Below are 22,469 nucleotides of genomic sequence, written 5' to 3'. Positions count from 1 at the left end.
ACGCGTTCACGGACCCACAAGGAAGAGGACCCCTCTCATCGACCTGACCTCGCCGTTCTCCGCTCCGGAAGAGGCGTCCCCCTGCGCCGCCGCAGCATCACCGCAGCCCGCCACACATCCCTTCCGGGCGCCCGACTTCGGGGAGATCGACACCTTCCTGTTCGACGAGGACGCGCAAGCGACGGCCTCTGGTACGAGTGCGGCCCGACGCGAGACGGGCTAGCTCCCCCTCGTGACGACGGCTTCGGCATCGGGCCCCGGCGATTCCGCCGCCCATGGCGCGGGTGCGATTCCCGCCATCCACTCTTGAACGAACGAAGCCCCAGGTCAGGGACCTGGGGCTTCGTCGTCGTCCGGGAAGCTCAGGGACCCGGGGAGGGCCGGGATCACTCGCCACCTCGCCCACGAGGTCCCCTCGTGGCCGACGGGCACTGCGCGCACCGCTCGCGGAAGGACCGGGACCGGCTCGCCGCGGAGGCCCGCCGCTTCTCTCGCGGGCGCCGGCGGCGGCTCGTACGCGGGACGGTCGCGGGACGGTCGCGGGCCGCTGACCACGTGGCACGTCGTTCACGCGGGTTAGACTCCCCGTCACGGAATAGCCTCGCGCCGGGGCGGGACCGACCATCCTGTCCGCTGTGCGCGGGGTCGATCGAAGCTGCGGGCGCACGGGGGCTACGCGATGGGATCAGACATGTCCGGGCTGGGGCTGTCCGCCCCTGAAGAGGCCGTGTACCGGCACTTCCTGAGGAATCCGGGCACCTCCGACGACGAGATCCACACACTGCTGGGACTGGATCGACGCGAGGTGGACACGAGCGTGCACCGCCTGTGCGCGCTGGGGGTGCTGAACCGCACCGGACCGGGTGAGTTCGCGGCCGCGGACCCGGAGACCACCGTGGAGCGCCTCACCGACCTGTGCCTGCGGGAGCTCCACAGGGAGCTCACCCGGATCACGCAAGCCCGGCACCTGGTCGCCGAGCTGCGGCAGGTGCAGCCCGTGGAGGCCGTTTCCGCTCCGCGCATCGAGCGGCTGGCGGACGTCGAGCGCATCCGCGCCCGGATCGACGATCTCGCCTTCTTCGCGCGCGAGGAGATCCTCTCGGTCGAACCGCACGTCGAGCTGACGCCCGAGAACATCGCCCACGCCCGTCCCCTCGACCAGCGCTGCCTGCGGCGCGGCGTGCGGATCCGAAGCGTCATACCGCGCACGGCGCTCGACCATCCGCCCACCGCCGGCTACCTGCGCGAACTCGCCTCGCAGGGGGCGCAGATCCGGGTCGCGCAGACCGTCACCGAGCGCATCCTCATCTACGACCGCGGCACCGCCCTGGTGCCCGTGGACCCCGATGACACGGCCCGTGGCGCCCTGCTCGTCCGTGAGGACGGTCTCGTCGCCAACATGCTCGCCCTGTTCGAGAAGATCTGGGGCGAGGCGGAGCCCCTCCCGTCGCACGGCGAGGACGGCGCCGGTCCCGACCAGCCGACCGAGCTGGAGCGGCGCGTCCTGGAATCGATGTGCCGGGTCAGCAAGGACGAGATCGGCGCCCGCGAACTCGGCATCTCCGTCCGCAGCTACCGGCGCCACGTGGCCGACTTAATACAGCTGCTCGGCGCGGCGGGGCGGCCGCAGGCCGCTCTGCTGGCTCGCGAGCGTGGCTGGATCTGACCTCTCTCACTCGTGAGCGTCGGCCAGGGACCAGCCGCGCAGCGCGCGGTCCCGCAGCGCCCCGGTCACGGCCGCGCGCGCCGCGTCCGGTCCGGCCCCGACCCACAGCGTGATCCGGTCCGCCGACACCCGCGTGGAGCAGGGCCAGTCCGGGGGCAGCAGGGCCAGCAGGCGGATCACGGTCAGGGGAGCGGCGGACGAGTCCGCGGCCAGGCGCACGACACGGAGCTCCGCCCCGGAGCCGCTGTTCCCGCCGCTCATGACGCGGGGCCGAGAGCCGGGGGCGTACGGATGCCGAACTCGTGCCGCAGGGCGGAGCGCGCGGCCCAGTAGCCGGACATGCCGTGCACGCCGGGGCCGGGCGGTGTGGAGGCCGAGCAGAGGTACACCCCGCGCAGCGGAGTCCGGTACGGGTCGAACCGGGGCACGGGACGCAGCAGTGACTGGGTGAGCGTGACGGCCCCCGCCAGGATGTCGCCGCCCACGTAGTTCGGGTTGTACGCCTCGAGGCCCGCGGCGGTGACGGCCCGCTCGGCCAGGACCGTGTCCGTGAAGCCGGGAGCGTGCCGCTCGATCGCGGCCCGGATCATCGGCAGCGGATCGCGCGTGTCGCCGTTGGGCACGTGCGCGTACGCCCAGACCGGCCGCCTGCCCCGCACCTCGCGTCCGGGGTCGGTGACGGCGGGATCGACGAGCATGACGAACGGTTCGGCGGTCGGGACCCCGCGCGCCGCGAGGGTCTCCTGCCGCAGCATCGTGGCGCGGCCGCCACCGAGGTGAACCGTGCCCGCGCGGCCGGCCTCGGGGTCGAGCCACGGGATCGGCGCGGAGACCAGGAAGTCCGCCTTCGCCGCGCCGGGGCCGTACCGGAAGCGCGCCAGGGCCTTCGCGTAGCGGGCCGGCAGCAGGTCCCCGGCGAGGGCGAGGAACCCCTTCGGCGCCACGTCCAGCAGGACGGCCCGTACGCCCCGCAGCTCCCGCACGTCGGCGACGGGCGCCCCGGTCCGGACGCGTCCGCCGTGCGCCACCAGGTCGTCGGCGAGCGCGCGGGCGATGACGCCGCTGCCGCCCTTCGGCAGTGGCCATCCCGTGCTGTGGCCGAGGTGCCCGAGCAGCACGGCTGTCGCGCCGGAGGCGAGGCTGGGCAGCCGCCCGACCGCGTGCGCGGCCACGCCGGTCAGCAGCGCGGACGCCTCCTCGGTCGCGAACCCGTGGAAGGGGCCGCCGTGGCGCAGGACGCGCGGCGCCAGCAGGGCCGGGGCGGCGAGGTCGTCGGGCCGGGACCGCTGCCCGGACAGCATGAAGTCGACGACGCCCGTGCTGTGCGCGACCAGCGGCTCCATGAGCCTTCGCCACCGGGCGCCGTCGGCGCCGAGTCCGGCACAGGTGGTGGCGAGGTCGCGGTGCGCCAGTGCGGCGGTCCGTCCGTCGAGGAGTTGGGCGTAGGAGACCGGGGGGTGGAGCAGTTCCACCCCCCGGGCAGCGAGGTCGAACGCGCGGAAGAACCGCGAGGCGGCGGCCATGGGGTGCACCGCGGCGCAGAGGTCGTGCACGACCTCGCTGTCGAAGAGCGGGGCGGTGCGCAGCCCGCCGCCGATCTCCCCGGCGCGTTCGCGGATCTCGACGCGCAGACCGGCGCGGGCCATGGTGACCGCGGCGGCGAGTCCGTTGGGGCCGCTGCCGACGACGGTGACGTCGACGTCCGTCATCCGCTTGCCGTCATCTCGGGGTTCCCTCGGTCTCGCGGGGCCTTCTTCGCCTCGGCGAGCAGCTTCAGCCCGGCCCGGTCCGTCCGGTCGGGACGGCCGCCGAGCCGGTGCACGACCGCCCAGACGGTGGTGCCGGGGAAGGCGCCGGCGAAGACGGACGCGTCCCGCGTCGCTCCGTTGTGCCAGCGCAGTTCGCCCGCGCTCTGCCAGGACACGGCGGGTTCGCCCAGCGCGCGGTCCACCAGCAGGCCCTTCACGAGCCCCGACACGGCCCGGGGGGTGGCCCACAGGCCGCCGGCGGGCAGGATCGGTCCGGTCATGGTCCAGGTGGCGCGGGGCCGTCCGAACAGGCCGCGGGCGGTCAGTGTCCGGTCGGCGGGCGGGGCGGGGGTGACTTCGTCGACGCCGAGCGGTGCGAGCACGTGGGTGCGCAGCAGTTCCTCGTACGTGCCGCCGCCGGCCTTCTCCAGGGCGGCGCCGAGGACGGCGTAGCCGAGATTGGAGTACTCCTGGTCCGCGCCCGGCTTCCGCGTGGCGATCGTGTCGAGCCGCCGCAGGATCCCGTCGAACTCCTGGGGGTCGAGGGTCGCGTACGGGTCGCGGGGGTCGGTCGACGCCGGCCGCGGGTGCGAGCGGGGCAGGCCCGACGTGTGGTCCGCCAGCTGCCGCAGCGTGATCCCCGATCCGGCGGGAACGGCCGGAAGCCATGCGGTCAGCCGGTCGTCGGGGTCGAGCCGGCCGGCGTCGGCCAGCCGTGCCAGCAGGGTTCCGGTGAGCGCCTTGGTGAGGGAGCCGATCTCCACGTACGCGTCCGGGTCGTGGCCGTGCTCGGCCCGCACGGAGCCGGTGCCGGAGATCGCGCACATCGGGGCGGGGCGCGGGAACCGCCTCATCCGCCGGTCCATTTCCGCAGCAGCGCCTGCCGCTCGGGCCGCTTCGGGCTCGTGTCGCCCGCGATCGCGCCCCACGCCGTGAGCGTCCGGGGGGACGCTTCGCCGTCGACGAACCGGGCGAGCAGGTTCTGGGAGAGGGTGAACTCCTCCTCGTCGTACGCACCGGCGGCGGCCGAGTGGACGGGCAACTCCTCGCTGCCGGAGGCGGTTTCGAGTCGCAGCAGCATCTCCGGCGGTTCGCCGGTGCCGCCCAGTGCCGCCGTGAGCACGGCCTCCACGGCGAGCGCCAGCCGTCGGCGGGAGGCGCCGCGCACCGGGGCTCCCTCGACGCTCGCGGAGCGCAGTTCCTCCCACGTCCACGTCCGGTGGTCACCGGCCGCGCCGGCCTCCACGCCCTTCTCGGTCAGCCGCGCTCCGCGGCCCTCGGTGCCCGGGGGGGCACCCACGTACACCGCGTCCGCGGTGATCCAGAACAGTCCGACCATCGCCACAGTTGACTCCCGTTCGTGTCGTGCGTCCCGTCCGGGAGGCCGGTCCGGCCGCCCGCGCCTGGACGATCAGCCTGCATTCTCGGCGGAGGCCGTCCGCGTCGCCGTGACGGCGGACTGTTCCGGCCATCCGGCCCGTTTCCGTACGGCCGCCGTGACGCGGTCGCCGGCCCGGCCCGCCATGCGGATCCCGGCGGCGAGCGGCCGGCTCAGGAAGATCAGGTCGCAGGCCACCATGGTGAGGGCGAAGCCGGTGAGCCCCATGAAGAAGGCGATCGACAGGTGGAAGCCGATCGACGCCACGGCCGCCCAGGGGCGCAGCTTCGGGACGAGCACTCCCAGGGGGAAGTAGACCAGGAACAGGGTGGTGGCGTAGGTGCCGCCGATCACCAGCAGGTCGTTCTCGTACACCAGCCGGGAGAATCCCGGGAGTTCGAACTCGGGGATGCGCATGATGTAGAAGAGCGCCGTGCCGTCCTGCCACAGTTTGCCCTGCACCTTGTAGAGGCCGCTGGTGACGTACACGAGGCAGATCTGCGTCGCGATGGCGAGCACGCCCAGGTTGTGCAGCGGGGTCTGCGCGGCGCGCAGTCCGGCGGGCAGCCGGTCCTTGACCCGCCCGGCCAGGCCGCTCGTCAGGGAGAGCCGGTCGTAGCAGCGGGTGAGCATCAGCATGGGGATGACGAGGTACGCCAGGTTGTCGCCGCCGTCGAGCAGGAACTGGTCCCGCTGGTAGACCGACCACAGGAACACCCCGTGCAGGGCGAGCACCGGTCGTCCTCCGACGCCCAGCGTGACTCCGAGCGCCAGCAGCATGCCGAGGTGGAAGACCAGCTCGAACCAGGCCGTCGAGGTGCTGACCGCGTAGAGGCTGAAGGTGTCCGTCTCGTCCAGGACGGTGAGGAAACGGCTCCAGGACTCGACGCCCGAGGGGCCGAAGAGATAGTGCCGGTCGGCGTACTGCGAGGCGTAGAACATGAAGCCGACGAAGCCGAGCAGGGCCCGCGTGCCGGAGACTCCCAGGACGGCGAACGACGTGGAGCCCATCCGGTCCAGCGAGGTCAGGGAACGGCTCTTCCGGGCGCGCAGTCGCGCGCGAAGTGAGGTGATCACCGCAGTTCGTCCGCCTTCAGCCAGTCGAAGTCCTGCACCTGCACCGTGTCCTCGCCGTCCTTCGCCGGGGCGTTGCGCTTCGACCAGGGCGGCAGTTCGCGCACGTACATGCGCACCTGGATCCGCCGGGGATCACCGCCGCAGGCGTCGGGCATCTGGGTCAGTGAGTAACGGGAGAGGAAGCGGACCGCGTTGTCCTGCGCCTTCTGCTCCTCCGGCATCAGGCGGACCTTGCCCGCACCGTCCTTCCGGTCCTTCGCGATGTCGTCCTTGTGCTTCTCCCGCAGCCGGTCGAGCAGGGGGTCGGTCGCGTTGATGGACTGCATCGGCGCGGAGACCAGCCGCGACATGCGGGAGGGGAAGAACCTGCTCTCCTGTGCCTCGCGCACGTAGGCGGTGGTGACGTCGTGGTAGTCGGTGACGCTCCCGTCCCGGCACTGGGCCCGGGCCAGCACGCCGCGGTCGTCGGCGAGGGGGTCCGGCGCGAAGAGCATCCAGTTCTGCACGAAGTAGGGGTTCAGGTAGCCCTTCACCTTGTCGAAGTGCCGGACCTTCAACGGGGTGGCGGGGGCCTGGGAGAAGGAGGCGAGAGCGAAGTGAAGGCCCAGGAGGGCGGCGCCGCCGAGCAGCACCGCCCTCCTGGTCACGAGGTGACCCGTCACTTGTCGAAGACCTCTTCGACGGACGGCGCGTTCTCGCTGGTGGTGTCCGCCGGGGCGGAGCCGAGGCTCGCGATCCGGACCACGTTGCCGACCTGGCTGCGGATGGCCTGCGTGCCGGCCAGCGCCTTGCCGTGGACGACCGCGGCCTTGGCCACGGAACCGATCCACATCGGCCGCATCTCGATCTCCGGCTCGGCCGTCTGCACGGCGGAGGCGGTCACCAGCGGCGCCGCGGCCTGGGCAGGAGCCTGCGTGGCGAGCAGGGCGGCGACGCCGCCGAGAACCACACCGGCACCGGCAATTGCCTTCTTCACTGTCTTCTCCCGTTTGTCTTCTCTTCCGGTCCGTCAGTTCACTGCCAGCCGTTGACCGGCGTGCACAGCCGGTTGACGGGCCGGGGCAGCGCGCGGACGCCCTTGTGCTTCTTGCAGAAGCCCTTGAGCGGCCGCTCCGCCAGGTCGTGCGAAGCGTTTCCCTGTGTGGACGCCGACAGGACGGGCCGCTGCTCCGCGGCGGCACCGGCCGTGCCTGTCGATCCCCAGACGATGGCCGCGGACACGGCCAGGACGATGAGCGGCCTGACGCGAACCGAATGGCGCCTGGATTGGGCGTTCACTTGCTTCCCCCTTGACCTGACGGGTCGTTCTGACAAGGAAGACGATGCCATCGGGACAGCAGCGTCGGGCCTGTTGGACATGTCAGCTTCCTGCAGGGGCCCCTGCACTTTCCTGCAGGCGGCCGGCGACCCGACGCTCGATCCCCTCGACGGTCCCGCTCCAGACCGATGACCGCCGCCTGCCTGGACCTTCCCTGCGACCTGGGGTCCGTGCGGTCTTGAGTGCCGAGCGGGGTTCTTGACCTCTGGGTCAAGAACCCCGCTACGATGTCGCCATGGGAAGACCCAAGCAGTTCGATCCGGACGTCGCGGTGGAGCGGGCCATGGGCGTGTTCTGGCGCAAGGGGTACGCGGCGACGACGCCCCAGGACCTCGTGGACGAGATCGGCATCGGGAAGGGCAGCCTCTACCACGCCTTCGGCAGCAAGCACGCGCTGTTCGAGCGGGCGCTGGGGCGGTACCGGGACTCGCAGGCCGCGTGGCTGGAGGCGCTCCTCGATCATCCCGGGTCGGCGAAGGACCGGCTGCGGGGCGCCTTGGAGGCCCTGGTGCGGCTCGATCTGGGCGACCCGGAGCGGCGTGGCTGCATGGCGGTGAACACCGCCGCCGAGCTGGCCCCTTCGGACGCCGGGACGGCCGACACGGTGCGCAAGATGTTCGCGCGCACGGAGGGGGCGTTCCGGGCCACCGTCGAGGAGGGCCAGCGGGCCGGCGAGATCGCCGGGGACCGCGACGCGGCGGCGGTGGCCGCCTGGCTGCTCGCGACGGTGATCGGGATGCGGGTGCTGGCGAAGACCGCCGAGGACGACACGCAGCTCAAGCGGGTCGTGGACGCGGCGATGAGGTCCTTGTAGGCGGTGCCGGCGATCGGCGGCCCTCCTTGGATTTTTTACGGGCTTGTTTTGTACCTACGGTTCAAGAATCTATGGGGAGCGGATATGGAACTCGGTCTCGCAGGCAAGACCGCGGTCGTCACCGGGGCCAGCCGGGGCGTCGGTCTCGCGATCGCCCGGCAGCTCGTCGCCGAGGGCGTCCGCGTGGTCGGCGCGGCCCGGACGGTCACGCCCGAGTTGAAGGAGATCGGCGCTCACCCCGTCGCGGTGGACCTGAGCACGCCGGAAGGGGCCGAGGAGCTGGGGACCCGGGCGCTCGCCACGCTCGGCGGCGTGGACATCCTGGTCAACAACCTGGGCGGCGGCGACGAGTTCACCATGAACGGGTTCCTCGCGACCGGCGACGCCCTGTGGGCTCGGTGCTTCGAGGTCAACCTGTTCGGCACGGTCCGGGTCACCCGCGGGCTGCTGCCGAGCATTCTGGAACGCCGCGGCTCAGTGGTGAACATCTCGTCGATGAGCGCGCGGCTGCCCGGCACGGGCCCGATCGAGTACGGCGCCGCGAAGGCGGCCCTCAACGCGTTCGGCAAGGCGCTGTCCGAGGAGTTCGGGCCCCGGGGCGTACGCGTGAACACCGTCTCCCCGGGGCCGACGCGTACCGGCATGTGGGAGGACGCCGACGGCTTCGGCGCCCGCCTGGCGGAGGCCGGCGGCGTCGAGCACCGCGACTTCGTGGCCGGGGTGCCCGCGGCGATGGGCATGACCACCGGCCGCATGGTCGAACCCGGCGAAGTCGCGGCCGTCGTCGCGTTCCTCGCCTCGGACCGCGCGGCGAGCGTGACCGGCGCCGACTACGTCGTCGAGGGAGGCGGCATCAAGACGGTGTGAGGCGTCCTCCGGGGCACCGGCTTCGTCCGGGCTCCTCGGGGCCCGGACGACGCGAGGGCCCTCGGTCCGTCTTCCGTGCCCCCGTACGGGGAGGGGCGGCGCGCCCGCGTCCCGGCCGCGGGGCGCGGCGTGCCTCTACGGCTGTGCGGGGGCCGCCTTCTCCAGGTCGTCGACGCTGCCGGACATGAGGGTGCGGATGTGGCCGGTGAGGTGCTCGGCGGGCCAGTCCCACCAGGCCAGCGCCAGGAGCCGGGCGACGTCCTCGTCGTCGTACCGGGTGCGGATGAGGCGGGCCGGGTTGCCGCCGACGACGCCGTAGTCGGGTACGTCCTTGGTGACCACCGCGCCGGCGGCGACGATCGCGCCGTGGCCGATGCGCACCCCGGGCATGACGGTCGCGCCGTGGCCGAACCAGACGTCGTTGCCGACGACGGTGTCCCCGCGGTTCGGCAGGCCGGTGAGCAGGTCGAAGTGGTCGGCCCAGGAGCCGCCCATGGTGGGGAAGGGGAAGGTGGAGGGGCCGTCCACGCGGTGGTTGGCGCCGTTCATGAGGAACCGCGTCCCCGTGCCCAGCGCGCAGAACCTGCCGATGACGAGCTTCTCGGGCCCGTAGTGGTAGAGCACGTTGCGCGTCTCGAACGCGGTCGCGTCGTCGGGGTCGTCGTAGTAGGTGTACTCCCCGACCTCGATCAGCGGGGACGTGACCAGGGGCTTGAGCAGGACCACCCGCGGCTGGTCGGGCATGGGGTGCAGAACGTTCGGGTCGGCGGGGACGACTGGCTTCACCGATGTCTCCTCTTCACACGCGAAGTACCGCTGGACCGGCCGCGAGCGCGGCGGCTCTTCCCCGGGCCTGGTGCCCCGGGGGCGGGGGAGCCCCCCTGCCGAGGTGTCCAGACTGGACGTGGGCGGGTGCCGGCGGCAACGGCCTTTCCGGCGAGGCGCGTCGACTCCGCCCTGTTCGAGCGCGGCAGCCGGTCCGTGGCGACGACGCCGACCGGCCGGTTCGACCGGTCGACCGGTCGAACCGGGTGGTTCCTGACGGGCTCCGGACGGCTGGACGGAGGGACGGCGGGACGGCGGGACGGGCTCGCCCGAGGGTCTCTCGGCCGAAGCTCCGCATTCCGCGTGCACGGATATCTGCGTTCGCGGACCGAGATTTTAAGCGGCGCCACGGAGAGAATTTATAGCGGCGACACGGCGGGCTCAAAACGGAACCCGTATGGGCCGCACCGGCGTGCTACTGTCGAATCAGTTGCAGTTTTGGTACCCGAAGACTTCAAGCGCCCCGTCGACCTTATGCGCCGTGCGGAAGCGCTTTGCATTCCGGTTTTTTTCCGGGCAGGGAATCATCGCGGCGACACGGCGTCCGTAAAGTGCGGATTCCGCTGCACTGCCCGAAGGAGATATGACATGGCTGCTGGCACCGTGAAGTGGTTCAACGCGGAAAAGGGCTTCGGCTTCATCGAGCAGGAGGGTGGCGGTCCTGACGTGTTCGCCCACTACTCGAACATCGCCACCCAGGGCTTCCGCGAGCTCCAGGAGGGGCAGAAGGTCTCCTTCGACATCGCGCAGGGCCAGAAGGGCCCGACGGCCGAGAACATCGTTCCCGCCTGATACTGACGCGTCATACGCGGCTGGGGCCCACACCCTTCGGGGTGTGGGCCCCAGCCGCGTTCATTTCACAGGACTTCCCCGCGCATCCGGGTCGCTGACGCCCCTCGCATTCCCTTCGGGCCGCTCCCGCTATTCCGCCGCCGGTCACACGATGCCGGCCATGCGCTGCCGGCCATGCACCGCCGGCCGCGCAATTCCGGTCACACTCTGCCGGAATTTCTCGGAACGCGCCGCGTGAAGAAATTCTTCGAATGAATCGCGCAGGCACGAACGGCCGTACCGCGCGGGGCGGCGCACCGGACGGCGCCGTCCGCCGGTGCGGGGTCAGTAGGGCGCGGGGCCAGCAGGACGCGGGGTCAGCAGGGCGCCGGGGTCAGTGGTCGGAGTAGCTGACGTCGCCCATGGTCCACGCGCTGATGTCCGCGATCGAGACGCGGTACATCCCGCCCGTCTCCGGGATGCCCACCGTGCCCTGAAGGATCCGCGCCAGGTGGAAGTGCAGGTGGGTGGGCGGTCCGTCCTTCGCCCCGGCGGTGGCGAAGACGGCGGAGAACTCGGCCAGCCGGTCGGAGTCCGCCAGGACCTCCGAGACCCGCTGCCGCCACACCGCTTCGGGTGCCAGCCGGCCTGTGATGACAGCGCCCCCGGTGACGACGGTCAGGGACATCTGGTTGCTCCGCCCGGACTCCACCAGCTGGGCGACCTCAACGAGCAGCTCGTCAATCTTCGACATGGAAGCCGATCCTACGGGCTACTCCGCCCCGCCCACAGGTCGTCCCCCGGGTGGGGCGGACAGCCGGGGAGCGGGGGCGCGGGGGCCGTCCTCCTTGCCGACCGCTGCTTTCTCCCACCAGGACCCACGACTACCTGCCGACGCGGGACGCGAAAATCTATGTCGGCCACAGTAGACATGGAGGGACGGTCGGGTTATGTTTTCTTCCGTAAGCAGCAGAGACAACAGGGCCCGGCAGAGACGACCTGCCGGGGAGCAGTACGGCTAGTCGCAGTGAGCAGGACGGTGCGGCGGCGGAGTTTCGAAGCCAGGGCTTTCGCAGGACGGCGACGGGACTGGCGGCCGCACCGGGAGGCCCGCGGTGATCAGGGGCCTCCGGGAGCGGGACCGCGTTCATGGCGGACGCGGTCCCGTGAAGGCAGTAGGGCAGTACCCCTGGTGAAGGCGTCGGGCTGCGGACGCGCGCACCGGGGCGCGGTGAAGCGGCGCCTCCTCGGGCGCCGATGCAGTACGCAGGACCCGCGGGATCCGTAGTACCGGCAGTATCCGCAGTGCCCGCGGGACGAGAAGTTGATCAGCAGGGAAGAACGGAGGAACACGGCGCCATCGGGATCGCCCGGGCGGGAGTCTTGAGCCCGGGTACCGCAGGACATCGATAGCGAGGTGGTCTTCGGTCAAGCAACCGCGATCCCCGCACCCCCGGCAGCGAACGGGCCGGGTGGGCGGACACAGAAGGCCGGCGCTTCATCAGGGCCGGCAGGTGGTGTAGTAGTTCCTTCAGGGCCCTGGTGCCAGTACTGGCACCAGGGCCCCTCTATGCGTTTCACGGAGAGGTGCAAATGACAGCAGACGACTCGTACGACCGTCTCGACGACGACGACTATCCCGCCTACACCATGGGTCGGGCCGCCGCGATGATCGGCACCACCCAGGGCTTCCTCCGCGCCATCGGCGAGGCCCGCCTGATCACCCCGCTGCGTTCCGAGGGCGGTCACCGCCGCTACTCCCGCTACCAGCTCCGCATCGCCGCCCGCGCCCGCGAACTCGTCGACCAGGGCACCCCGATCGAGGCCGCCTGCCGCATCATCATCCTCGAGGACCAGCTCGAAGAGGCCCAGCGCATCAACGCCGAGTACCGCCGCGCCGCCGAATCCGGCACGCCCCCGGAGCATGCCTGAGCCGAGCCCACCCGCGGAAGACCCGGGTCGGCCGGCCCGGGCCTTCTTCGTCGTGCGGGGCGCCCGGGCGGTACGCCCGGTACGGCGGCGGCCGGGGGTCAGCCCTGCTCGGTGTCGTCGTCCGTCCGGGTGGCGGCCTCGGCCCCGAGGGCCTTCTCGCGCATCTTGCGCACCAGCTCGGCCTTCCGGTCGGCGGCACCCTGGCGGTCGAGGTTGCGGTGCGGACCGTTGTTCTGCCGTTCGGCGCGGGACAGCTTCTTGCGCTGGCCACCGCCCTGGCCGACGGGGTTGTTGATGTTCTTGCTGTCGGTCACGGGTTCTCCCGGTGGGGGTGTGGGGTGGTCGGCGGGGGTCACGGTGGGAGACGGGCGCGGCACCGGAGACGTTACCCGGTTCCGCCGGCACCGGCGGCACGGGAGCGGAGGCCCCCACCAGGTGGAGGGCGCGGCGCGACGGTGCGGCCAGGCGACTCGTACAGCGGGCTGCCCGGCTTCGAGGCGGTGAGGGCGGCCGGGAGGTCCGCCGACCCGTCAGCCCGCCGCCCCACCAGCCCGCCAGCCCGCCAGCCCGTCAGTAGTAGCTGCGCATGATCTCGGTGGCCCAGTCGGGCTGGGTCGTGGTGCCGCGCGGGCCGAACTCGCTCATGTAGGGCTTGATGTCGAGCACCGGAGTGCCGTCGACCGCGTCCAGGCCCTCCACGTGGACGTCGAGTCCGTCGACCCGCAGCAGCCGGCAGCGGGACACCCCGAGCCGGTTGGGGCGGTTCTTGCCGCGCTGGGCGAAGATGCCGACCAGCGGCCAGTCGGTGTTGCCGCGCGGATGCCGGGCTCCCGTCTCCACCTTCTCCTCCGGCACCCGGTCGAAGTGGTAGACGATCTCCACGTGCGAGAAGGCGTCCAGCCCGGCGAGGGCCTCCGCGCCGAACCGGCCGTCCAGGCGGACCACCGCCGCCACCTCGCCCCACTCGTCGTCCCGGACCTCGGCCCGGCCTCCGACCACCCGGCCGACCGGGGCGGAGACGATCTCCACGGGGGCGGTGCTGCTCTCCGTCATGCGCTGTGCCTTTCGCGAGGGAACGGGGAAGCGGACCGGCCCGGCGCCCTGAGGACCGGACCGTGATCTCCAGACGTACGCGGTCGGCCACCGGTTCCGGGAGACGGCCGGGGGGCGGGTGGCGCGGATCACTCCCCCGCCCCCGTCCGGTTGTCACATACGGAGCGTCTGGCCAGTCTCCGGTACGTACCCACCTGGAGGTTGACCATGAGGATCCTGCTCGCCGGCGCGACCGGCGCCATCGGCCGTCCGCTGACCCGTGCCCTGATCCGGGACGGGCACGAGGTGCTGGCCCTCGCCCGTTCGGAGGGTTCGGCGGGGACGGTACGCGCCCTGGGCGCGACGCCCGTCCGGGCGGACGCGCTCGACCGGGAGGGCCTGCTGCGGGCGCTGGACGGGCTGTCCGCCGACGCGGTGGTCCACCAGCTGACCGCGCTCAAGGCGCCCCGGCTGAAGCTCACCGCGGACGACCCCAGCAACGTGCTGCGGGAGCGCGGCACGGCGCACCTCCTGGAGGCGGCGGGCGTGCTCGGGGCGGGCCGCTTCGTCACGCAGTCGCTGGTCCTGGGCTACGGCTACCGCGACCACGGGGAGCGGCCCGTCACCGAGGAGGATCCCTTCGGCGTCCTCGGCGGCACCGTCGCCGACCACGTCGTCACGGGTCTCGTGGAGGCGGAGGGCCGGCTCTTCGCGGCGGAGCACGTGGCGGGCACGGCCCTGCGGTACGGCGTCTTCTACGGCCCCGGCACCTGGTTCGACCCGGCGCCCGGCACCCGGCCGTTCCCCGTCCCCCGGGACGGCGGCGGCACGATGTCGTGGGTCCACGTCGAGGACGCGGCCGGGGCGACCGTCGCCGCGTTGGAGCGGGGCCGGGCGGGCGAGGCGTACAACATCGTCGACGACCGGCCCTCCACCTGGGGCGAACTCGCCGCCGCCCGGGGCCGGCGCCGCCTCCGCCTCCCCGGCCGCGCCCTCCGCCTGGCCGTCCCCTACCTGGGCTCCCTCATGCTCGACACGCACCTCCGCGTCTCCCACGCGAAGGCCACCCGCGACCTCGCCTGGACCCCCCGCTACCCGGACCACGTCGCGGGCATGGCGGCGCGCTGACCCCCGGGCGGAGCAGAGCCGGGCGGGGCGGTCAGGCGGTGGCCCGCTCGATGAGGGCTGCGATGCGGGCCTCGACCTCGGGGGTGAGGGCGGTGAGGGCGAAGGCGGTGGGCCACATGGCGCCGTCGTCGAGGGCGGCGGGGTCGTTGAAGCCGAGGGTGGCGTAGCGGGCCTTGAACTTGGCCGCGCTCTGGAAGAAGAAGACGACCTTGCCGTCCTTGGCGTAGGCGGGCATGCCGTACCAGGTCTTGGGGGTCAGGTCGGGGGCGACCTTCTTGGCCAGGGCGTGGATGCCCTCGGCGAGGACGCGGTCCCCGTCGGCCATCTCGGCGACCTTCGCGAGGAGGTCGGCCTCGCCGTCGGCGGCCTTGGCGCGGGTGCCGCGGGCCTTGCCGGCCTTCAGCTCCTTCGCGCGCTCCTTCATCGCCTCGCGCTCGTCCTCGTCGAAACCGTCGTAGGACTTGGCGGCCTCGGCGGTCTCGGTGCTCTTCGTGTTCTCGGTGTTCTTGGTGTTCTTGGTGTTCTTGGTGGTGGTCATGGCCGGTCCCCTCGTCGATGTGCCGCTCGGCTCACTGGTCCTGCGGTCCTGCTCGTTCTGCTGTCCTGCTGTCCCGCTCGTCCTTCGCGGTGCTGTTCCAGGCTAGGTTCCGGCGGTTCCGGGGGCTTCTCCGAAACTGACCGGGCGGCTCAGGAGAGCCAGGCCCCGTCGCGCATCAGGGTGCGTCCCTCCAGTTCGTCGGCCTCGCGCCAGGCGTGCACGCGGTGGGGCCTGACCAGGAAGTACTGGTAGGGCCCGGCGAGTTCGCGCGGATCGAAGCCGGTCTTCTCCGCGAACGCGTCGCCGGTGCCGGCGGGGAGGTCGGCGAGGTCCACGGGCTCGGCGGTGCCGTCGATCATCACGACGTCCCGGGTGGGCCCGAGGGCCAGCCTGACCCGGCCGTCGGCCAGGAGGTTGCGGCCGGTGAGGGAGGCGCGCGGGGTGGAGATCAGGACGGCGGTGCCGTCCCAGAGGAAGGAGAGCGGGATCAGGTGGCCCCGGCTGGCCACCCACAGGTCCACGTCGTTCTCCAGTCGGGCCAGCGTGTCCTCGACGCGTTCCTCGCGGGACCTCGGCGCGGGCGTGGTGGTCATGCTGTCCTCCCCCGGGTGGCGCGGAGCGCGGTGACGAAGGCGTACGGGGTCGTTCCGTACGCCCGGGTGAACGTGCGGTGCAGCGTCTCCGCCGTCAGGCCCGCCCCCCGGGCCAGGCCCGGGACGTCCAGCGGGCGGGTGTACTCGCGGTCGATGCGGTCGCGGATCCTGCGCAGGTCCTTCAGCGCCTGGAGCCGTACCGCCGCCGTGCGGGCCTCGGCCCATGCGGGCTGGCACATGTCGGTCCCCCTGGTGGGTCTGCCGGTGGGTCGGCCGGTGGGTCAGCGCAGTTCCTGGATGCGGATCAGGTTGCCGGCCGGGTCGCGGAAGGCGCAGTCGCGGACGCCGTAGGGCTGCCGGGTCGGCTCCTGGACGACCTCGGTGTCGCCGGCGGTGACCTTCTCGAAGACGGCGTCGAGGTCGGGGGTCGCGAGGAGGATCCAGCCGTAGGTGCCCTTGGCCATCATCTCCGTGATGGTGCGGCGCTCGTCCTCGGTGACGCCGGGGTCGACGGCCGGCGGGGCGAGCAGGATCGAGGTGCCGGGCTGTCCGACGGGGCCGACGGTGATCCAGCGCGTCTTTCCCTGGCCGACGTCGCTGCGCACCTCGAAGCCGAGGACGTCGCGGAAGAAGACGAGGGAGGCGTCGGGGTCCTCGTGCGGGAGGACGGTGGTGTGAATGGTGAGGTCCATACGGATCAAGGTAGTTGGCGGGCCGGGGGCGCGCTTCTCGAATCCTGACCGGGCCGGGCGGGCCGGGCGGGGGTCCGGGAGGCGGGCCACCGCCGCCTAGTCGACCCGGTGGACCGGTCCGGGCCCCTCTTCCTGACCCGGACCCGGGGCCGGACCCCCGGCCGCTGCCACTGCCTCCGGGTCCGCCAGGAAGTCCGTCACCGCCAGGGCGAAGAGCAGGGCCAGGGCCAGGCCGATCACGACCCAGCCGGTCGGGTGCGGCCAGAGGACGAAGGCGAGGGCCGCGCCCGCCACCAGGATCCACACGATCCAGGCGCGGAAACGGCGGACGAAACCACCGACCGGGCCCAGCCGCAGCCCCGCCCGGTCCGCCGTCGAGCGGGACGCGGCGATGCCCGAGTGCCACAGGCCCCGGGCCAGGACGGCCGGGCGGCTCGGCCCGGACAGCCAGGCGACCAGCGCGACGAGCACGCCGAGCACCGCGCACACCCGGACCGAGGTGCGCAGGAAGCGGACCAGGGTGTCGTAGACCGAGCCGGCGGCCGCCGGGGAGACCGAGGCGGGCAGCGCGTTCAGGTAGACGGTGCGGAAGACGGTGAGCGCGATCCCGAGGACCACGGCCGCCACGGCGAAGCCGAGGGCGGCGGCGACCAGCGCCCGGCGCCGGCGCACCGCGAGCAGCACGCCGCCCGCCACCAGCAGGACCGCGATGACCGGCAGCCACACGCCCATGGTCTGGAGCAGCGCGAAGCCGGTCTTCGCCTTTCCGATGTCGTCGGACCTGAGGACCGTGAAGTCCGTGTGCACCTCGGGGATCTTGCCGGCGGCGGTGAGCCCGGAGTCGACCAGGCGTTCCTTGACCCGGTCGATGACGGGCGCCAGGTCGATGGTCACCGCGTCCGTCTCGATCTTCACCGCCCCGTCCTGGTCGCCGGTCAGGGCCCGGTCGAGGGAGGTGTGGACGGCGCGGTTGGCGTCGGTCCAGATGGTCTCGAAGGCCGGGGAGGCGACGACGTCCTGCGCGCGGTCGTGGACGAAGCCGGCGACCGCGCCCTCCAGCGAGCCGCCGAGCTTCCCGAGCGCCTTCTCCACGAGCGGCCGCTGGTCGGGGGCGACGCCTTCGAGGAGCGTGGCGAGGTCGATGTGCTCCATGACGGCGTCGGTCGCGCGGGTGGCGACGGCCGCCTGCACGTCAGGGTCGGAGGCGAGCGGGGCCACCGTCCGCACGTAGCGGTCGGTGTCGCCCAGGAGGTCGGCCGTCCAGGCGGCCACCAGGCCCAGCGGCACGAGGACGCAGCCGACGACCACGAGGAGCGCGGAGAGGAAGGAGCGCATCCGGTGGTGCTCCCGCTTCGGCGCGCCCTGGGCGGAGCTCGCCTCCAGGGCCGCCACCCGGGCCCGCAGCCTGGTGAGTTCGTCGCCGCCGGTAGCGCCGTCCGGAGTTCCCATGGGGTCACCCTGCGGGCGGGGCGGCGGGACGGCGCGCGGGGTGGGCCGGACGGGTGAGCTGTCCAGGACCGGGGACGTACGCGATCATGCCGTCATGACTTCGCTGCCGCGCTGTGCCGTGCTCGACGACTTCCAGGGCGCCGCCCTCACCTCCGCCGACTGGGGGCCGCTGCGCGGCCGGGTCGAGGTGCGGGTGCTCCGTGAACACCTGGCGGACCGGGACGCCCTGGTCGACGCCGTCGGGGACTGCGAGATCCTGGTCGTGATGCGCGAGCGGACGCCGCTCGACGCCGCCCTGCTCGCCCGGCTGCCCGAGCTGCGGCTCGTCGTCACCTCGGGGATGCGCAACGCCTCGATCGACCTGGCGGCCTGCCGGGAGCGCGGGATCACGGTCTGCGGCACCGCCAGCGGCTCCGAGCCGCCCGCCGAGCTGACCTGGGCGCTGATCCTGGGGCTCGTCCGGCACGTGACGACGGAGTCCCGGGCCCTGCGGGAGGGCGGGCCGTGGCAGTCGACCGTCGGCGGCGACCTCGCGGGGCGCACCCTGGGCCTCCTCGGGCTGGGGAAGATCGGCGGGCGGGTCGCCGCCGTCGGCCGGGCCTTCGGCATGGACGTCCTGGCCTGGAGCCCGAACCTGACGGAGGAGCGGGTCGCCGCGCACGGGGACGGCGTGCGGCTCGCGAAGGACCGGGCCGAGCTGTTCGCGTCGAGCGACGTGGTCTCGCTGCACCTGGTGCTCTCCGACCGGACGCGCGGGATCGTCGGCGAGCCCGAGCTGCGGGCGATGCGGCCGGGGGCGTACCTGGTGAACACCTCGCGGGCCGGGCTCGTGGACGGCCCGGTCCTGCTGCGGGCGCTGCGCGAGCGCTGGTTCGCGGGGGCCGGCCTCGACGTGTACGAGACGGAGCCGCTGCCGGCCGGCGACCCCCTGCGCACCCTGCCGAACGTCCTCGCCCTCCCCCACCTGGGGTACGTCTCCGAGGCCAACTACGCCCGGTACTTCGGGCAGGCGGTGGAGGACGTCGAGGCGTATCTGGCGGGCGCGCCGGTCCGGGTGCTGTCCTAGGGCCCGTCTGACCACGGGCGCCGGATCAGGCCGGGCCGCCCGGTGCGCGCGATCGGCGTGCGGGCGGGCCGGCCCCGGTGGGAAGGGTCGGACAGGACCTAGCCGAGGGCGGTCCGGGCCAGGTCGAGGAACTCGTCCTCGGTGAGGCCGAGTTCGCGGGCCTCGGCGGCGGCCTCGCGGAGGCGGGTGACGAGGCGGGCGCGGTCGGGGGCGGTGGCGCCGGGGACGACGATGGCGCCGCGGCCGCGCCGGAGTTCGATGAGTCCCTCCTCGCGGAGCCGCTGGTAGCCGCGCAGGACGGTGTGGACGTTGACGCCGAGGGAGTCGGCGAGCTCGCGGGCGGCGGGGAGCCGCTCGCCGGGGGCGGCGGTGCCGTCGGCGAGGGCACCGCGGACGCAGCCGGCGATCTGGTCGCCGAGCGGGACGGAGGAGGCGGGGTCGACGCGGAAGAGCACGGTCAGAGCCTTCCACGGCGTTCGGCGAGGGTGTTGAGGAGGGCGGCGGCGGTGTGCGCGTCGGGCACGGTGACGGCGAACTCGCGGCCGTTCCCGCGCCGGACGACCAGGGCCTCGCCGGAGCGCAGGACGACTCCGCTGCGGTGGGCGCGGACCCGGTAGCCCCAGCCCCCGAACTCGCGCAGCGCGACGACGGTCCGGGTGCCGGCGGTGGTGATGTCGGCGAGCGGCACGTGGACGCGGGGCCGGGGGACGAGCGTGGAGCGGACGGTGAGGCCGTGCCGGTCGACGCTGACGCGGATCCGGGCGAGGGCGAGCCCGGGGACGCCGACGGCGAGGGCGACGAGCGTCAGCGGCCACGGGCCGAGGAGCGCGGCGACGGCGCCGCCCGCGAGGAAGAGCAGGCCGAGGGCGGTGAGCGGGGCGGAGGCGGTGGCCCGGGACCAGCCGGCCAGTTCGCCGTCGCCGAGGTCGAGCCGGGGCGCGTCCGGGGGGACGGCGGGCCCGGTGCCGTCGTGCTCCTCGGGCGGGACGAGCCGGGAGAGGGCGTGTCCGGCGAGAGCGAGGACGGCTCCGGCGGCGGCCGCGACGGCGAGGTGGGAGAGCGGCGAGACGACGCGCGCGGGGTCGGCCGCGTCCAGGTTGTCGTGGACGACGAGGCCGAGGAGCGTGCCGGTGAGCCCCGCGGTGAGCCAGGCGCCCCAGAGGGCTTCCCGCCGGACGAGGACGGTCCAGGCGGTGCCGAGGGTGAGGAGCAGCGCGGCGCCGGCGGCGGTGAAGGCGGCCCGGCCGGTGAAGCCGTCGGCCTCGCCGCCGTACGAGAAGTGGGTGGCGAGCGGGTCGGGGAGCCGGTCGGACCAGACGGTGAGGAGCAGGACGTACGCGACGGTCGCGAGGGCGAACGGGAGCGCCGCGAGGGCGCGGAGGCGGAACGGGGCGCGGAGTGCGGCGGGGTGCGGAGCAGTGGTCATGAAAACCTCCCTTGTTCGCACTCTACTAGAACAATGGGGGTTGAGGGACGGCCGCCGGGGCTTCCTTTCCGGACGGGGGTCCGCGCCCTCCCGGATGCGGGTCCGCACGGCCGGTTGTTGACTGGTCCAAACGCTGACGAATGCAGCCAAACGGGGAGAGTTCATGCGCCGTCGGTCCACCGCCGTCCTCACCGCCCTCGCCGCCCTCACCGCCGCCCTCACGACCGGCTGCGGCAGCGACGACGAGCCCGACCCCCTCCGGAACCAGCAGTGGGCCCTGGACTCCCTGAAGCTGCCCGACGCCTGGTCCACGGCCGAGGGCGAGGACACGGTCATCGCCGTCGTCGACACCGGAGTGGACCCCGGCCACCCCGACCTCAAGGGACGGCTGGTCGACGGCTACGACTTCGTGGACGGCGACGACGAGCCGAAGGACCTCAACGGCCACGGCACCCACGTCTCGGGCATCGCCGCCGCCCACACCGACAACGGCGTCGGGATCGCGGGCGGCGCGCCCGGCGCCAAGATCATGCCGGTACGGGTGCTCGGCGCGGACGGCAGCGGCAGCGACGCGAACATCACCAAGGGGATCGTCTGGGCCGCCCAGCACGGCGCCGACGTCATCAACCTCTCCCTCGGCGAGTCCGGTCTGATGGCCCGGCTCCTCAAGGGCGGCGTCCTCAACGACGCCATCTCCGTCGCCAACGGCAAGGGGGCGGTGGTGGTGGCCGCCGCCGGCAACGACGCGACCCTGCTCCAGCCGTACGAGCTGGACACCCCGGTCCTCGTCGTCAACGCCGCCGACGAGAACGGGCGGCCGGCCGAGTTCACCAACTTCGGCGCGCGGAACGCGGTGGCGGCGCCCGGCGTGGACATCCTCTCCACCCTGCCGACCTACACGGCCAGGGAGACCCTCAAGAACACCTCGGGCTACGGCAAGCTCTCCGGCACCTCGATGGCCTCGCCGTACGTCGCCGCCGTGGCCGCGCTCCTGCACCAGCGGGGCCTGAGCCCCACGGAGATCATGGGGGCGATCCGGGACACGGCGAAGAACCCCGCACAGGCCCCGAAGCTGGGGCTCGGGAACGTCGACGCGGCCGCCGCCGTGAAGGCGGCGGCCGGCCAGAACTGAACCCGGCCCCCGGGGGTCACGCCTCCAGGACCGTCCGCAGGGTCTTCGCGAACTCCTCCGGCGCGCCCTCCTGGCCGAACTCGCCGCCCAGGAAGCCGCCGTGGTGGCTGGGGAAGACGGCGAGCGGGGTGCCGAGGCGGTCGGCGAGCGCGGCGGCGGCGCGGGCCGCGAGCTCGTTCCGGGACTCCTCGCCCGCGGCCACGACGATCCGGGTGGCGGCCGCCCGCAGGGCCTCGACGTCGGGGTCGTAGCCGGTGCAGCCCCGCACGTTCCGGCCGAGCAGCGGGTCGTCGCGGCGGCCGTCGTCCCCGGCCGGCAGGCCGAAGGTCTCCGGCGGCGGGACCGGGAGCCCGGCCCAGTCCGCCGGGATCGGGCCCTGGTGGCCGGTGAGGGAGATGAACTTGGCCATCCCCGCGCCCCAGCCGTCCCTCAGGTAGGTGGCGTGGACGTCGGCGCAGGCGGCCAGGGCCTCGGCGGCGTCGGGGACCAGCCCGGCGGCGGGCGGCTCGTGGGCGACGAGGGTGTGCACCAGCTCGGGGCGGCGGGCCACCAGGGCGAGGGCGTTGACGGCGCCTCCGCTGCTGGCGAAGACGTCCACCGGTCCGGCGGCCAGCTCCTCGATCAGCCGGGCCAGGTCGTCGGCGTGCTCCTCGGGAAGGATCTCGACCGGGGCGCCCTCGGCGGTCTCGCTGCGGCCGCTGCCCCGCGGGTCGTAGGTGACGACGGTCCGGTCGGCGAAGTGGGAGGCGAGCGTGGTGAAGCCGGTCGCGTCCATGGGGGAGCCGATGAGCAGCAGCGGGCGCGGGTCCGTGCCGGTGCCGGGGCGGACGTCGTAGCGCAGGGTGGCGCCGGCGGTCTCCAGGATGTGGGTGGTGGGCTCGGCCATCGTTCTCTCCTCCGTGGTGTGCTCTCACGGGGGTGGACGGCGGCCGGCCGGAAAACTCATCGGTCGCGCCGCGACCTGCGCGAATTTTCTCCCACCCGCCGCGCCCGTGGGCGGACGGGTCGACGGCGACG

Annotated in this window: 28 protein-coding genes; 8 read left to right on the top strand and 20 right to left on the bottom strand. The window is 73.3% G+C overall.

Features of this window, described 5'->3' with window-relative positions; translation table 11 throughout:
* Nucleotides 1–691 precede the first annotated feature (691 nt).
* Nucleotides 692–1,666: a helix-turn-helix transcriptional regulator gene (locus ACF1ED_RS27325; RefSeq protein WP_391764808.1), complete on the top strand. Its 975-nt coding sequence runs from the start codon at nucleotides 692–694 to the stop codon at nucleotides 1,664–1,666.
* A gap of 6 nt (nucleotides 1,667–1,672) precedes the next feature.
* Here ACF1ED_RS27325 and ACF1ED_RS27320 read toward each other — a convergent pair whose 3' ends face one another.
* The 8 genes from ACF1ED_RS27320 to ACF1ED_RS27285 all read right to left on the bottom strand — a co-directional run bounded on the left by ACF1ED_RS27320 (nucleotide 1,673) and on the right by ACF1ED_RS27285 (nucleotide 7,090).
* A complete protein-coding gene (locus ACF1ED_RS27320; RefSeq protein WP_391764806.1) occupies nucleotides 1,673–1,927 on the bottom strand; it encodes a hypothetical protein in 255 nt (84 codons plus the stop codon).
* Nucleotides 1,924–3,375 carry a phytoene desaturase family protein gene (locus ACF1ED_RS27315; RefSeq protein WP_391764804.1) on the bottom strand — a complete coding sequence of 484 codons (1,452 nt, stop codon included), beginning with the start codon at nucleotides 3,373–3,375 and terminating at the stop codon, nucleotides 1,924–1,926. Before ACF1ED_RS27315 ends, ACF1ED_RS27320 begins: the two co-directional genes overlap by 4 nt.
* Complete coding sequence (locus ACF1ED_RS27310) at nucleotides 3,372–4,268, bottom strand: serine hydrolase domain-containing protein (protein ID WP_391764802.1); 897 nt, start codon at nucleotides 4,266–4,268, stop codon at nucleotides 3,372–3,374. Before ACF1ED_RS27310 ends, ACF1ED_RS27315 begins: the two co-directional genes overlap by 4 nt.
* Nucleotides 4,265–4,759 (bottom strand): hypothetical protein, encoded by a 495-nt coding sequence (locus ACF1ED_RS27305; RefSeq protein ID WP_391764800.1) that lies wholly within the window; start codon nucleotides 4,757–4,759, stop codon nucleotides 4,265–4,267. The genes ACF1ED_RS27310 and ACF1ED_RS27305 overlap by 4 nt, the downstream gene beginning before the upstream one ends.
* 66 nt (nucleotides 4,760–4,825) lie before the next feature.
* Entirely contained in the window at nucleotides 4,826–5,869 is a 1,044-nt protein-coding gene (locus ACF1ED_RS27300; protein WP_391764798.1) for an HTTM domain-containing protein, read from the bottom strand.
* Nucleotides 5,866–6,531 carry a DUF5819 family protein gene (locus ACF1ED_RS27295; protein ID WP_391764796.1) on the bottom strand — a complete coding sequence of 222 codons (666 nt, stop codon included), beginning with the start codon at nucleotides 6,529–6,531 and terminating at the stop codon, nucleotides 5,866–5,868. The genes ACF1ED_RS27300 and ACF1ED_RS27295 overlap by 4 nt, the downstream gene beginning before the upstream one ends.
* Nucleotides 6,528–6,845, bottom strand: a complete 318-nt coding sequence (locus ACF1ED_RS27290) for a hypothetical protein (protein WP_391764794.1) — start codon at nucleotides 6,843–6,845, stop codon at nucleotides 6,528–6,530. The genes ACF1ED_RS27295 and ACF1ED_RS27290 overlap by 4 nt, the downstream gene beginning before the upstream one ends.
* Before the next feature lie 38 nt (nucleotides 6,846–6,883).
* Nucleotides 6,884–7,090, bottom strand: coding sequence for a hypothetical protein (locus tag ACF1ED_RS27285; RefSeq protein ID WP_391764792.1), 207 nt, complete (start codon nucleotides 7,088–7,090; stop codon nucleotides 6,884–6,886).
* A 332-nt stretch (nucleotides 7,091–7,422) separates the two neighbouring features.
* Here ACF1ED_RS27285 and ACF1ED_RS27280 point away from each other — a divergent pair, with 332 nt between their 5' ends.
* Both ACF1ED_RS27280 and ACF1ED_RS27275 read left to right on the top strand, forming a co-directional pair.
* A complete protein-coding gene (locus ACF1ED_RS27280) occupies nucleotides 7,423–8,001 on the top strand; it encodes a TetR/AcrR family transcriptional regulator (RefSeq protein WP_391764790.1) in 579 nt (192 codons plus the stop codon).
* An 84-nt stretch (nucleotides 8,002–8,085) separates the two neighbouring features.
* On the top strand, nucleotides 8,086–8,868 hold the full coding sequence (locus ACF1ED_RS27275) for an oxidoreductase (RefSeq protein ID WP_391764788.1): 783 nt from the start codon (nucleotides 8,086–8,088) through the stop codon (nucleotides 8,866–8,868).
* 135 nt (nucleotides 8,869–9,003) lie between these two features.
* Here the strand turns inward: ACF1ED_RS27275 and ACF1ED_RS27270 are convergent, their stop codons facing one another.
* A complete protein-coding gene (locus ACF1ED_RS27270) occupies nucleotides 9,004–9,612 on the bottom strand; it encodes a CatB-related O-acetyltransferase (protein ID WP_391764894.1) in 609 nt (202 codons plus the stop codon).
* A gap of 669 nt (nucleotides 9,613–10,281) precedes the next feature.
* On the opposite strand from ACF1ED_RS27270, the gene ACF1ED_RS27265 reads away from it, so the two are divergent.
* Nucleotides 10,282–10,485 (top strand): cold-shock protein, encoded by a 204-nt coding sequence (locus ACF1ED_RS27265; RefSeq protein ID WP_319009446.1) that lies wholly within the window; start codon nucleotides 10,282–10,284, stop codon nucleotides 10,483–10,485.
* A 373-nt stretch (nucleotides 10,486–10,858) separates the two neighbouring features.
* On the opposite strand, the gene ACF1ED_RS27260 is transcribed toward ACF1ED_RS27265, so the two are convergent.
* Complete coding sequence (locus ACF1ED_RS27260) at nucleotides 10,859–11,218, bottom strand: hypothetical protein (RefSeq protein ID WP_391764786.1); 360 nt, start codon at nucleotides 11,216–11,218, stop codon at nucleotides 10,859–10,861.
* A gap of 839 nt (nucleotides 11,219–12,057) precedes the next feature.
* Here ACF1ED_RS27260 and ACF1ED_RS27255 point away from each other — a divergent pair.
* Entirely contained in the window at nucleotides 12,058–12,396 is a 339-nt protein-coding gene (locus ACF1ED_RS27255) for a MerR family transcriptional regulator (RefSeq protein ID WP_391764784.1), read from the top strand.
* 98 nt (nucleotides 12,397–12,494) lie between these two features.
* On the opposite strand, the gene ACF1ED_RS27250 is transcribed toward ACF1ED_RS27255, so the two are convergent.
* Entirely contained in the window at nucleotides 12,495–12,710 is a 216-nt protein-coding gene (locus ACF1ED_RS27250) for a DUF6243 family protein (RefSeq protein WP_391764783.1), read from the bottom strand.
* Between the two features lie 256 nt (nucleotides 12,711–12,966).
* Nucleotides 12,967–13,449 (bottom strand): SAM-dependent methyltransferase, encoded by a 483-nt coding sequence (locus ACF1ED_RS27245; protein ID WP_391764781.1) that lies wholly within the window; start codon nucleotides 13,447–13,449, stop codon nucleotides 12,967–12,969.
* A 207-nt stretch (nucleotides 13,450–13,656) separates the two neighbouring features.
* Here ACF1ED_RS27245 and ACF1ED_RS27240 point away from each other — a divergent pair, with 207 nt between their 5' ends.
* Entirely contained in the window at nucleotides 13,657–14,556 is a 900-nt protein-coding gene (locus tag ACF1ED_RS27240) for an NAD-dependent epimerase/dehydratase family protein (protein WP_391764779.1), read from the top strand.
* A 31-nt stretch (nucleotides 14,557–14,587) separates the two neighbouring features.
* Here the strand turns inward: ACF1ED_RS27240 and ACF1ED_RS27235 are convergent, their stop codons facing one another.
* The 5 genes from ACF1ED_RS27235 to ACF1ED_RS27215 all read right to left on the bottom strand — a co-directional run bounded on the left by ACF1ED_RS27235 (nucleotide 14,588) and on the right by ACF1ED_RS27215 (nucleotide 17,828).
* Nucleotides 14,588–14,980, bottom strand: coding sequence for an iron chaperone (locus ACF1ED_RS27235; protein ID WP_391764892.1), 393 nt, complete (start codon nucleotides 14,978–14,980; stop codon nucleotides 14,588–14,590).
* Between the two features lie 263 nt (nucleotides 14,981–15,243).
* Entirely contained in the window at nucleotides 15,244–15,687 is a 444-nt protein-coding gene (locus ACF1ED_RS27230) for a pyridoxamine 5'-phosphate oxidase family protein (protein ID WP_391764777.1), read from the bottom strand.
* Nucleotides 15,684–15,926: a hypothetical protein gene (locus ACF1ED_RS27225; protein ID WP_391764775.1), complete on the bottom strand. Its 243-nt coding sequence runs from the start codon at nucleotides 15,924–15,926 to the stop codon at nucleotides 15,684–15,686. Before ACF1ED_RS27225 ends, ACF1ED_RS27230 begins: the two co-directional genes overlap by 4 nt.
* 42 nt (nucleotides 15,927–15,968) lie before the next feature.
* Complete coding sequence (locus tag ACF1ED_RS27220; protein WP_391764773.1) at nucleotides 15,969–16,379, bottom strand: VOC family protein; 411 nt, start codon at nucleotides 16,377–16,379, stop codon at nucleotides 15,969–15,971.
* A 96-nt stretch (nucleotides 16,380–16,475) separates the two neighbouring features.
* Nucleotides 16,476–17,828 (bottom strand): hypothetical protein, encoded by a 1,353-nt coding sequence (locus ACF1ED_RS27215; protein ID WP_391764771.1) that lies wholly within the window; start codon nucleotides 17,826–17,828, stop codon nucleotides 16,476–16,478.
* A 94-nt stretch (nucleotides 17,829–17,922) separates the two neighbouring features.
* Here ACF1ED_RS27215 and ACF1ED_RS27210 point away from each other — a divergent pair, with 94 nt between their 5' ends.
* Nucleotides 17,923–18,894, top strand: a complete 972-nt coding sequence (locus tag ACF1ED_RS27210; protein ID WP_391764769.1) for a D-2-hydroxyacid dehydrogenase family protein — start codon at nucleotides 17,923–17,925, stop codon at nucleotides 18,892–18,894.
* A gap of 98 nt (nucleotides 18,895–18,992) precedes the next feature.
* Here the strand turns inward: ACF1ED_RS27210 and ACF1ED_RS27205 are convergent, their stop codons facing one another.
* Together ACF1ED_RS27205 and ACF1ED_RS27200 are read right to left on the bottom strand one after the other, a co-directional pair.
* Nucleotides 18,993–19,349 carry a GntR family transcriptional regulator gene (locus ACF1ED_RS27205; protein WP_391764767.1) on the bottom strand — a complete coding sequence of 119 codons (357 nt, stop codon included), beginning with the start codon at nucleotides 19,347–19,349 and terminating at the stop codon, nucleotides 18,993–18,995.
* A 2-nt stretch (nucleotides 19,350–19,351) separates the two neighbouring features.
* Nucleotides 19,352–20,320, bottom strand: a complete 969-nt coding sequence (locus ACF1ED_RS27200; protein ID WP_391764765.1) for a DUF1648 domain-containing protein — start codon at nucleotides 20,318–20,320, stop codon at nucleotides 19,352–19,354.
* A 163-nt stretch (nucleotides 20,321–20,483) separates the two neighbouring features.
* Here ACF1ED_RS27200 and ACF1ED_RS27195 point away from each other — a divergent pair, with 163 nt between their 5' ends.
* Nucleotides 20,484–21,452 (top strand): S8 family peptidase, encoded by a 969-nt coding sequence (locus ACF1ED_RS27195; RefSeq protein WP_391764763.1) that lies wholly within the window; start codon nucleotides 20,484–20,486, stop codon nucleotides 21,450–21,452.
* Nucleotides 21,453–21,468: 16 nt separating this feature from the next.
* Here ACF1ED_RS27195 and ACF1ED_RS27190 read toward each other — a convergent pair whose 3' ends face one another.
* On the bottom strand, nucleotides 21,469–22,338 hold the full coding sequence (locus tag ACF1ED_RS27190; RefSeq protein WP_391764761.1) for an alpha/beta fold hydrolase: 870 nt from the start codon (nucleotides 22,336–22,338) through the stop codon (nucleotides 21,469–21,471).
* Nucleotides 22,339–22,469: the final 131 nt, after the last annotated feature.

The organism is Streptomyces sp. NPDC014656, assembly GCF_043084305.1.
In the GTDB taxonomy this organism is placed as follows: Bacteria; Actinomycetota; Actinomycetes; order Streptomycetales; family Streptomycetaceae; genus Streptomyces.
The sequence above is the reverse complement of the archived record's forward strand: the minus strand, read 5'-3'. Positions and strand labels throughout refer to the sequence as shown.

What these genes read in the sequence shown, in the direction of transcription:
- ACF1ED_RS27325 (WP_391764808.1), top strand. Translation starts at nt 692, where the DNA reads ATGTCCGGGCTGGGGCTGTCCGCCCCTGAAGAGGCCGTGTACCGGCAC.
- ACF1ED_RS27320 (WP_391764806.1), bottom strand. Translation starts at nt 1,927, where the DNA reads ATGAGCGGCGGGAACAGCGGCTCCGGGGCGGAGCTCCGTGTCGTGCGC.
- ACF1ED_RS27315 (WP_391764804.1), bottom strand. Translation starts at nt 3,375, where the DNA reads ATGACGGACGTCGACGTCACCGTCGTCGGCAGCGGCCCCAACGGACTC.
- ACF1ED_RS27310 (WP_391764802.1), bottom strand. Translation starts at nt 4,268, where the DNA reads ATGAGGCGGTTCCCGCGCCCCGCCCCGATGTGCGCGATCTCCGGCACC.
- ACF1ED_RS27280 (WP_391764790.1), top strand. Translation starts at nt 7,423, where the DNA reads ATGGGAAGACCCAAGCAGTTCGATCCGGACGTCGCGGTGGAGCGGGCC.
- ACF1ED_RS27275 (WP_391764788.1), top strand. Translation starts at nt 8,086, where the DNA reads ATGGAACTCGGTCTCGCAGGCAAGACCGCGGTCGTCACCGGGGCCAGC.
- ACF1ED_RS27270 (WP_391764894.1), bottom strand. Translation starts at nt 9,612, where the DNA reads ATGCCCGACCAGCCGCGGGTGGTCCTGCTCAAGCCCCTGGTCACGTCC.
- ACF1ED_RS27265 (WP_319009446.1), top strand. Translation starts at nt 10,282, where the DNA reads ATGGCTGCTGGCACCGTGAAGTGGTTCAACGCGGAAAAGGGCTTCGGC.
- ACF1ED_RS27260 (WP_391764786.1), bottom strand. Translation starts at nt 11,218, where the DNA reads ATGTCGAAGATTGACGAGCTGCTCGTTGAGGTCGCCCAGCTGGTGGAG.
- ACF1ED_RS27255 (WP_391764784.1), top strand. Translation starts at nt 12,058, where the DNA reads ATGACAGCAGACGACTCGTACGACCGTCTCGACGACGACGACTATCCC.
- ACF1ED_RS27245 (WP_391764781.1), bottom strand. Translation starts at nt 13,449, where the DNA reads ATGACGGAGAGCAGCACCGCCCCCGTGGAGATCGTCTCCGCCCCGGTC.
- ACF1ED_RS27240 (WP_391764779.1), top strand. Translation starts at nt 13,657, where the DNA reads ATGAGGATCCTGCTCGCCGGCGCGACCGGCGCCATCGGCCGTCCGCTG.
- ACF1ED_RS27235 (WP_391764892.1), bottom strand. Translation starts at nt 14,980, where the DNA reads ATGAAGGAGCGCGCGAAGGAGCTGAAGGCCGGCAAGGCCCGCGGCACC.
- ACF1ED_RS27230 (WP_391764777.1), bottom strand. Translation starts at nt 15,687, where the DNA reads ATGACCACCACGCCCGCGCCGAGGTCCCGCGAGGAACGCGTCGAGGAC.
- ACF1ED_RS27225 (WP_391764775.1), bottom strand. Translation starts at nt 15,926, where the DNA reads ATGTGCCAGCCCGCATGGGCCGAGGCCCGCACGGCGGCGGTACGGCTC.
- ACF1ED_RS27220 (WP_391764773.1), bottom strand. Translation starts at nt 16,379, where the DNA reads ATGGACCTCACCATTCACACCACCGTCCTCCCGCACGAGGACCCCGAC.
- ACF1ED_RS27215 (WP_391764771.1), bottom strand. Translation starts at nt 17,828, where the DNA reads ATGGGAACTCCGGACGGCGCTACCGGCGGCGACGAACTCACCAGGCTG.
- ACF1ED_RS27210 (WP_391764769.1), top strand. Translation starts at nt 17,923, where the DNA reads ATGACTTCGCTGCCGCGCTGTGCCGTGCTCGACGACTTCCAGGGCGCC.
- ACF1ED_RS27200 (WP_391764765.1), bottom strand. Translation starts at nt 20,320, where the DNA reads ATGACCACTGCTCCGCACCCCGCCGCACTCCGCGCCCCGTTCCGCCTC.
- ACF1ED_RS27195 (WP_391764763.1), top strand. Translation starts at nt 20,484, where the DNA reads ATGCGCCGTCGGTCCACCGCCGTCCTCACCGCCCTCGCCGCCCTCACC.
- ACF1ED_RS27190 (WP_391764761.1), bottom strand. Translation starts at nt 22,338, where the DNA reads ATGGCCGAGCCCACCACCCACATCCTGGAGACCGCCGGCGCCACCCTG.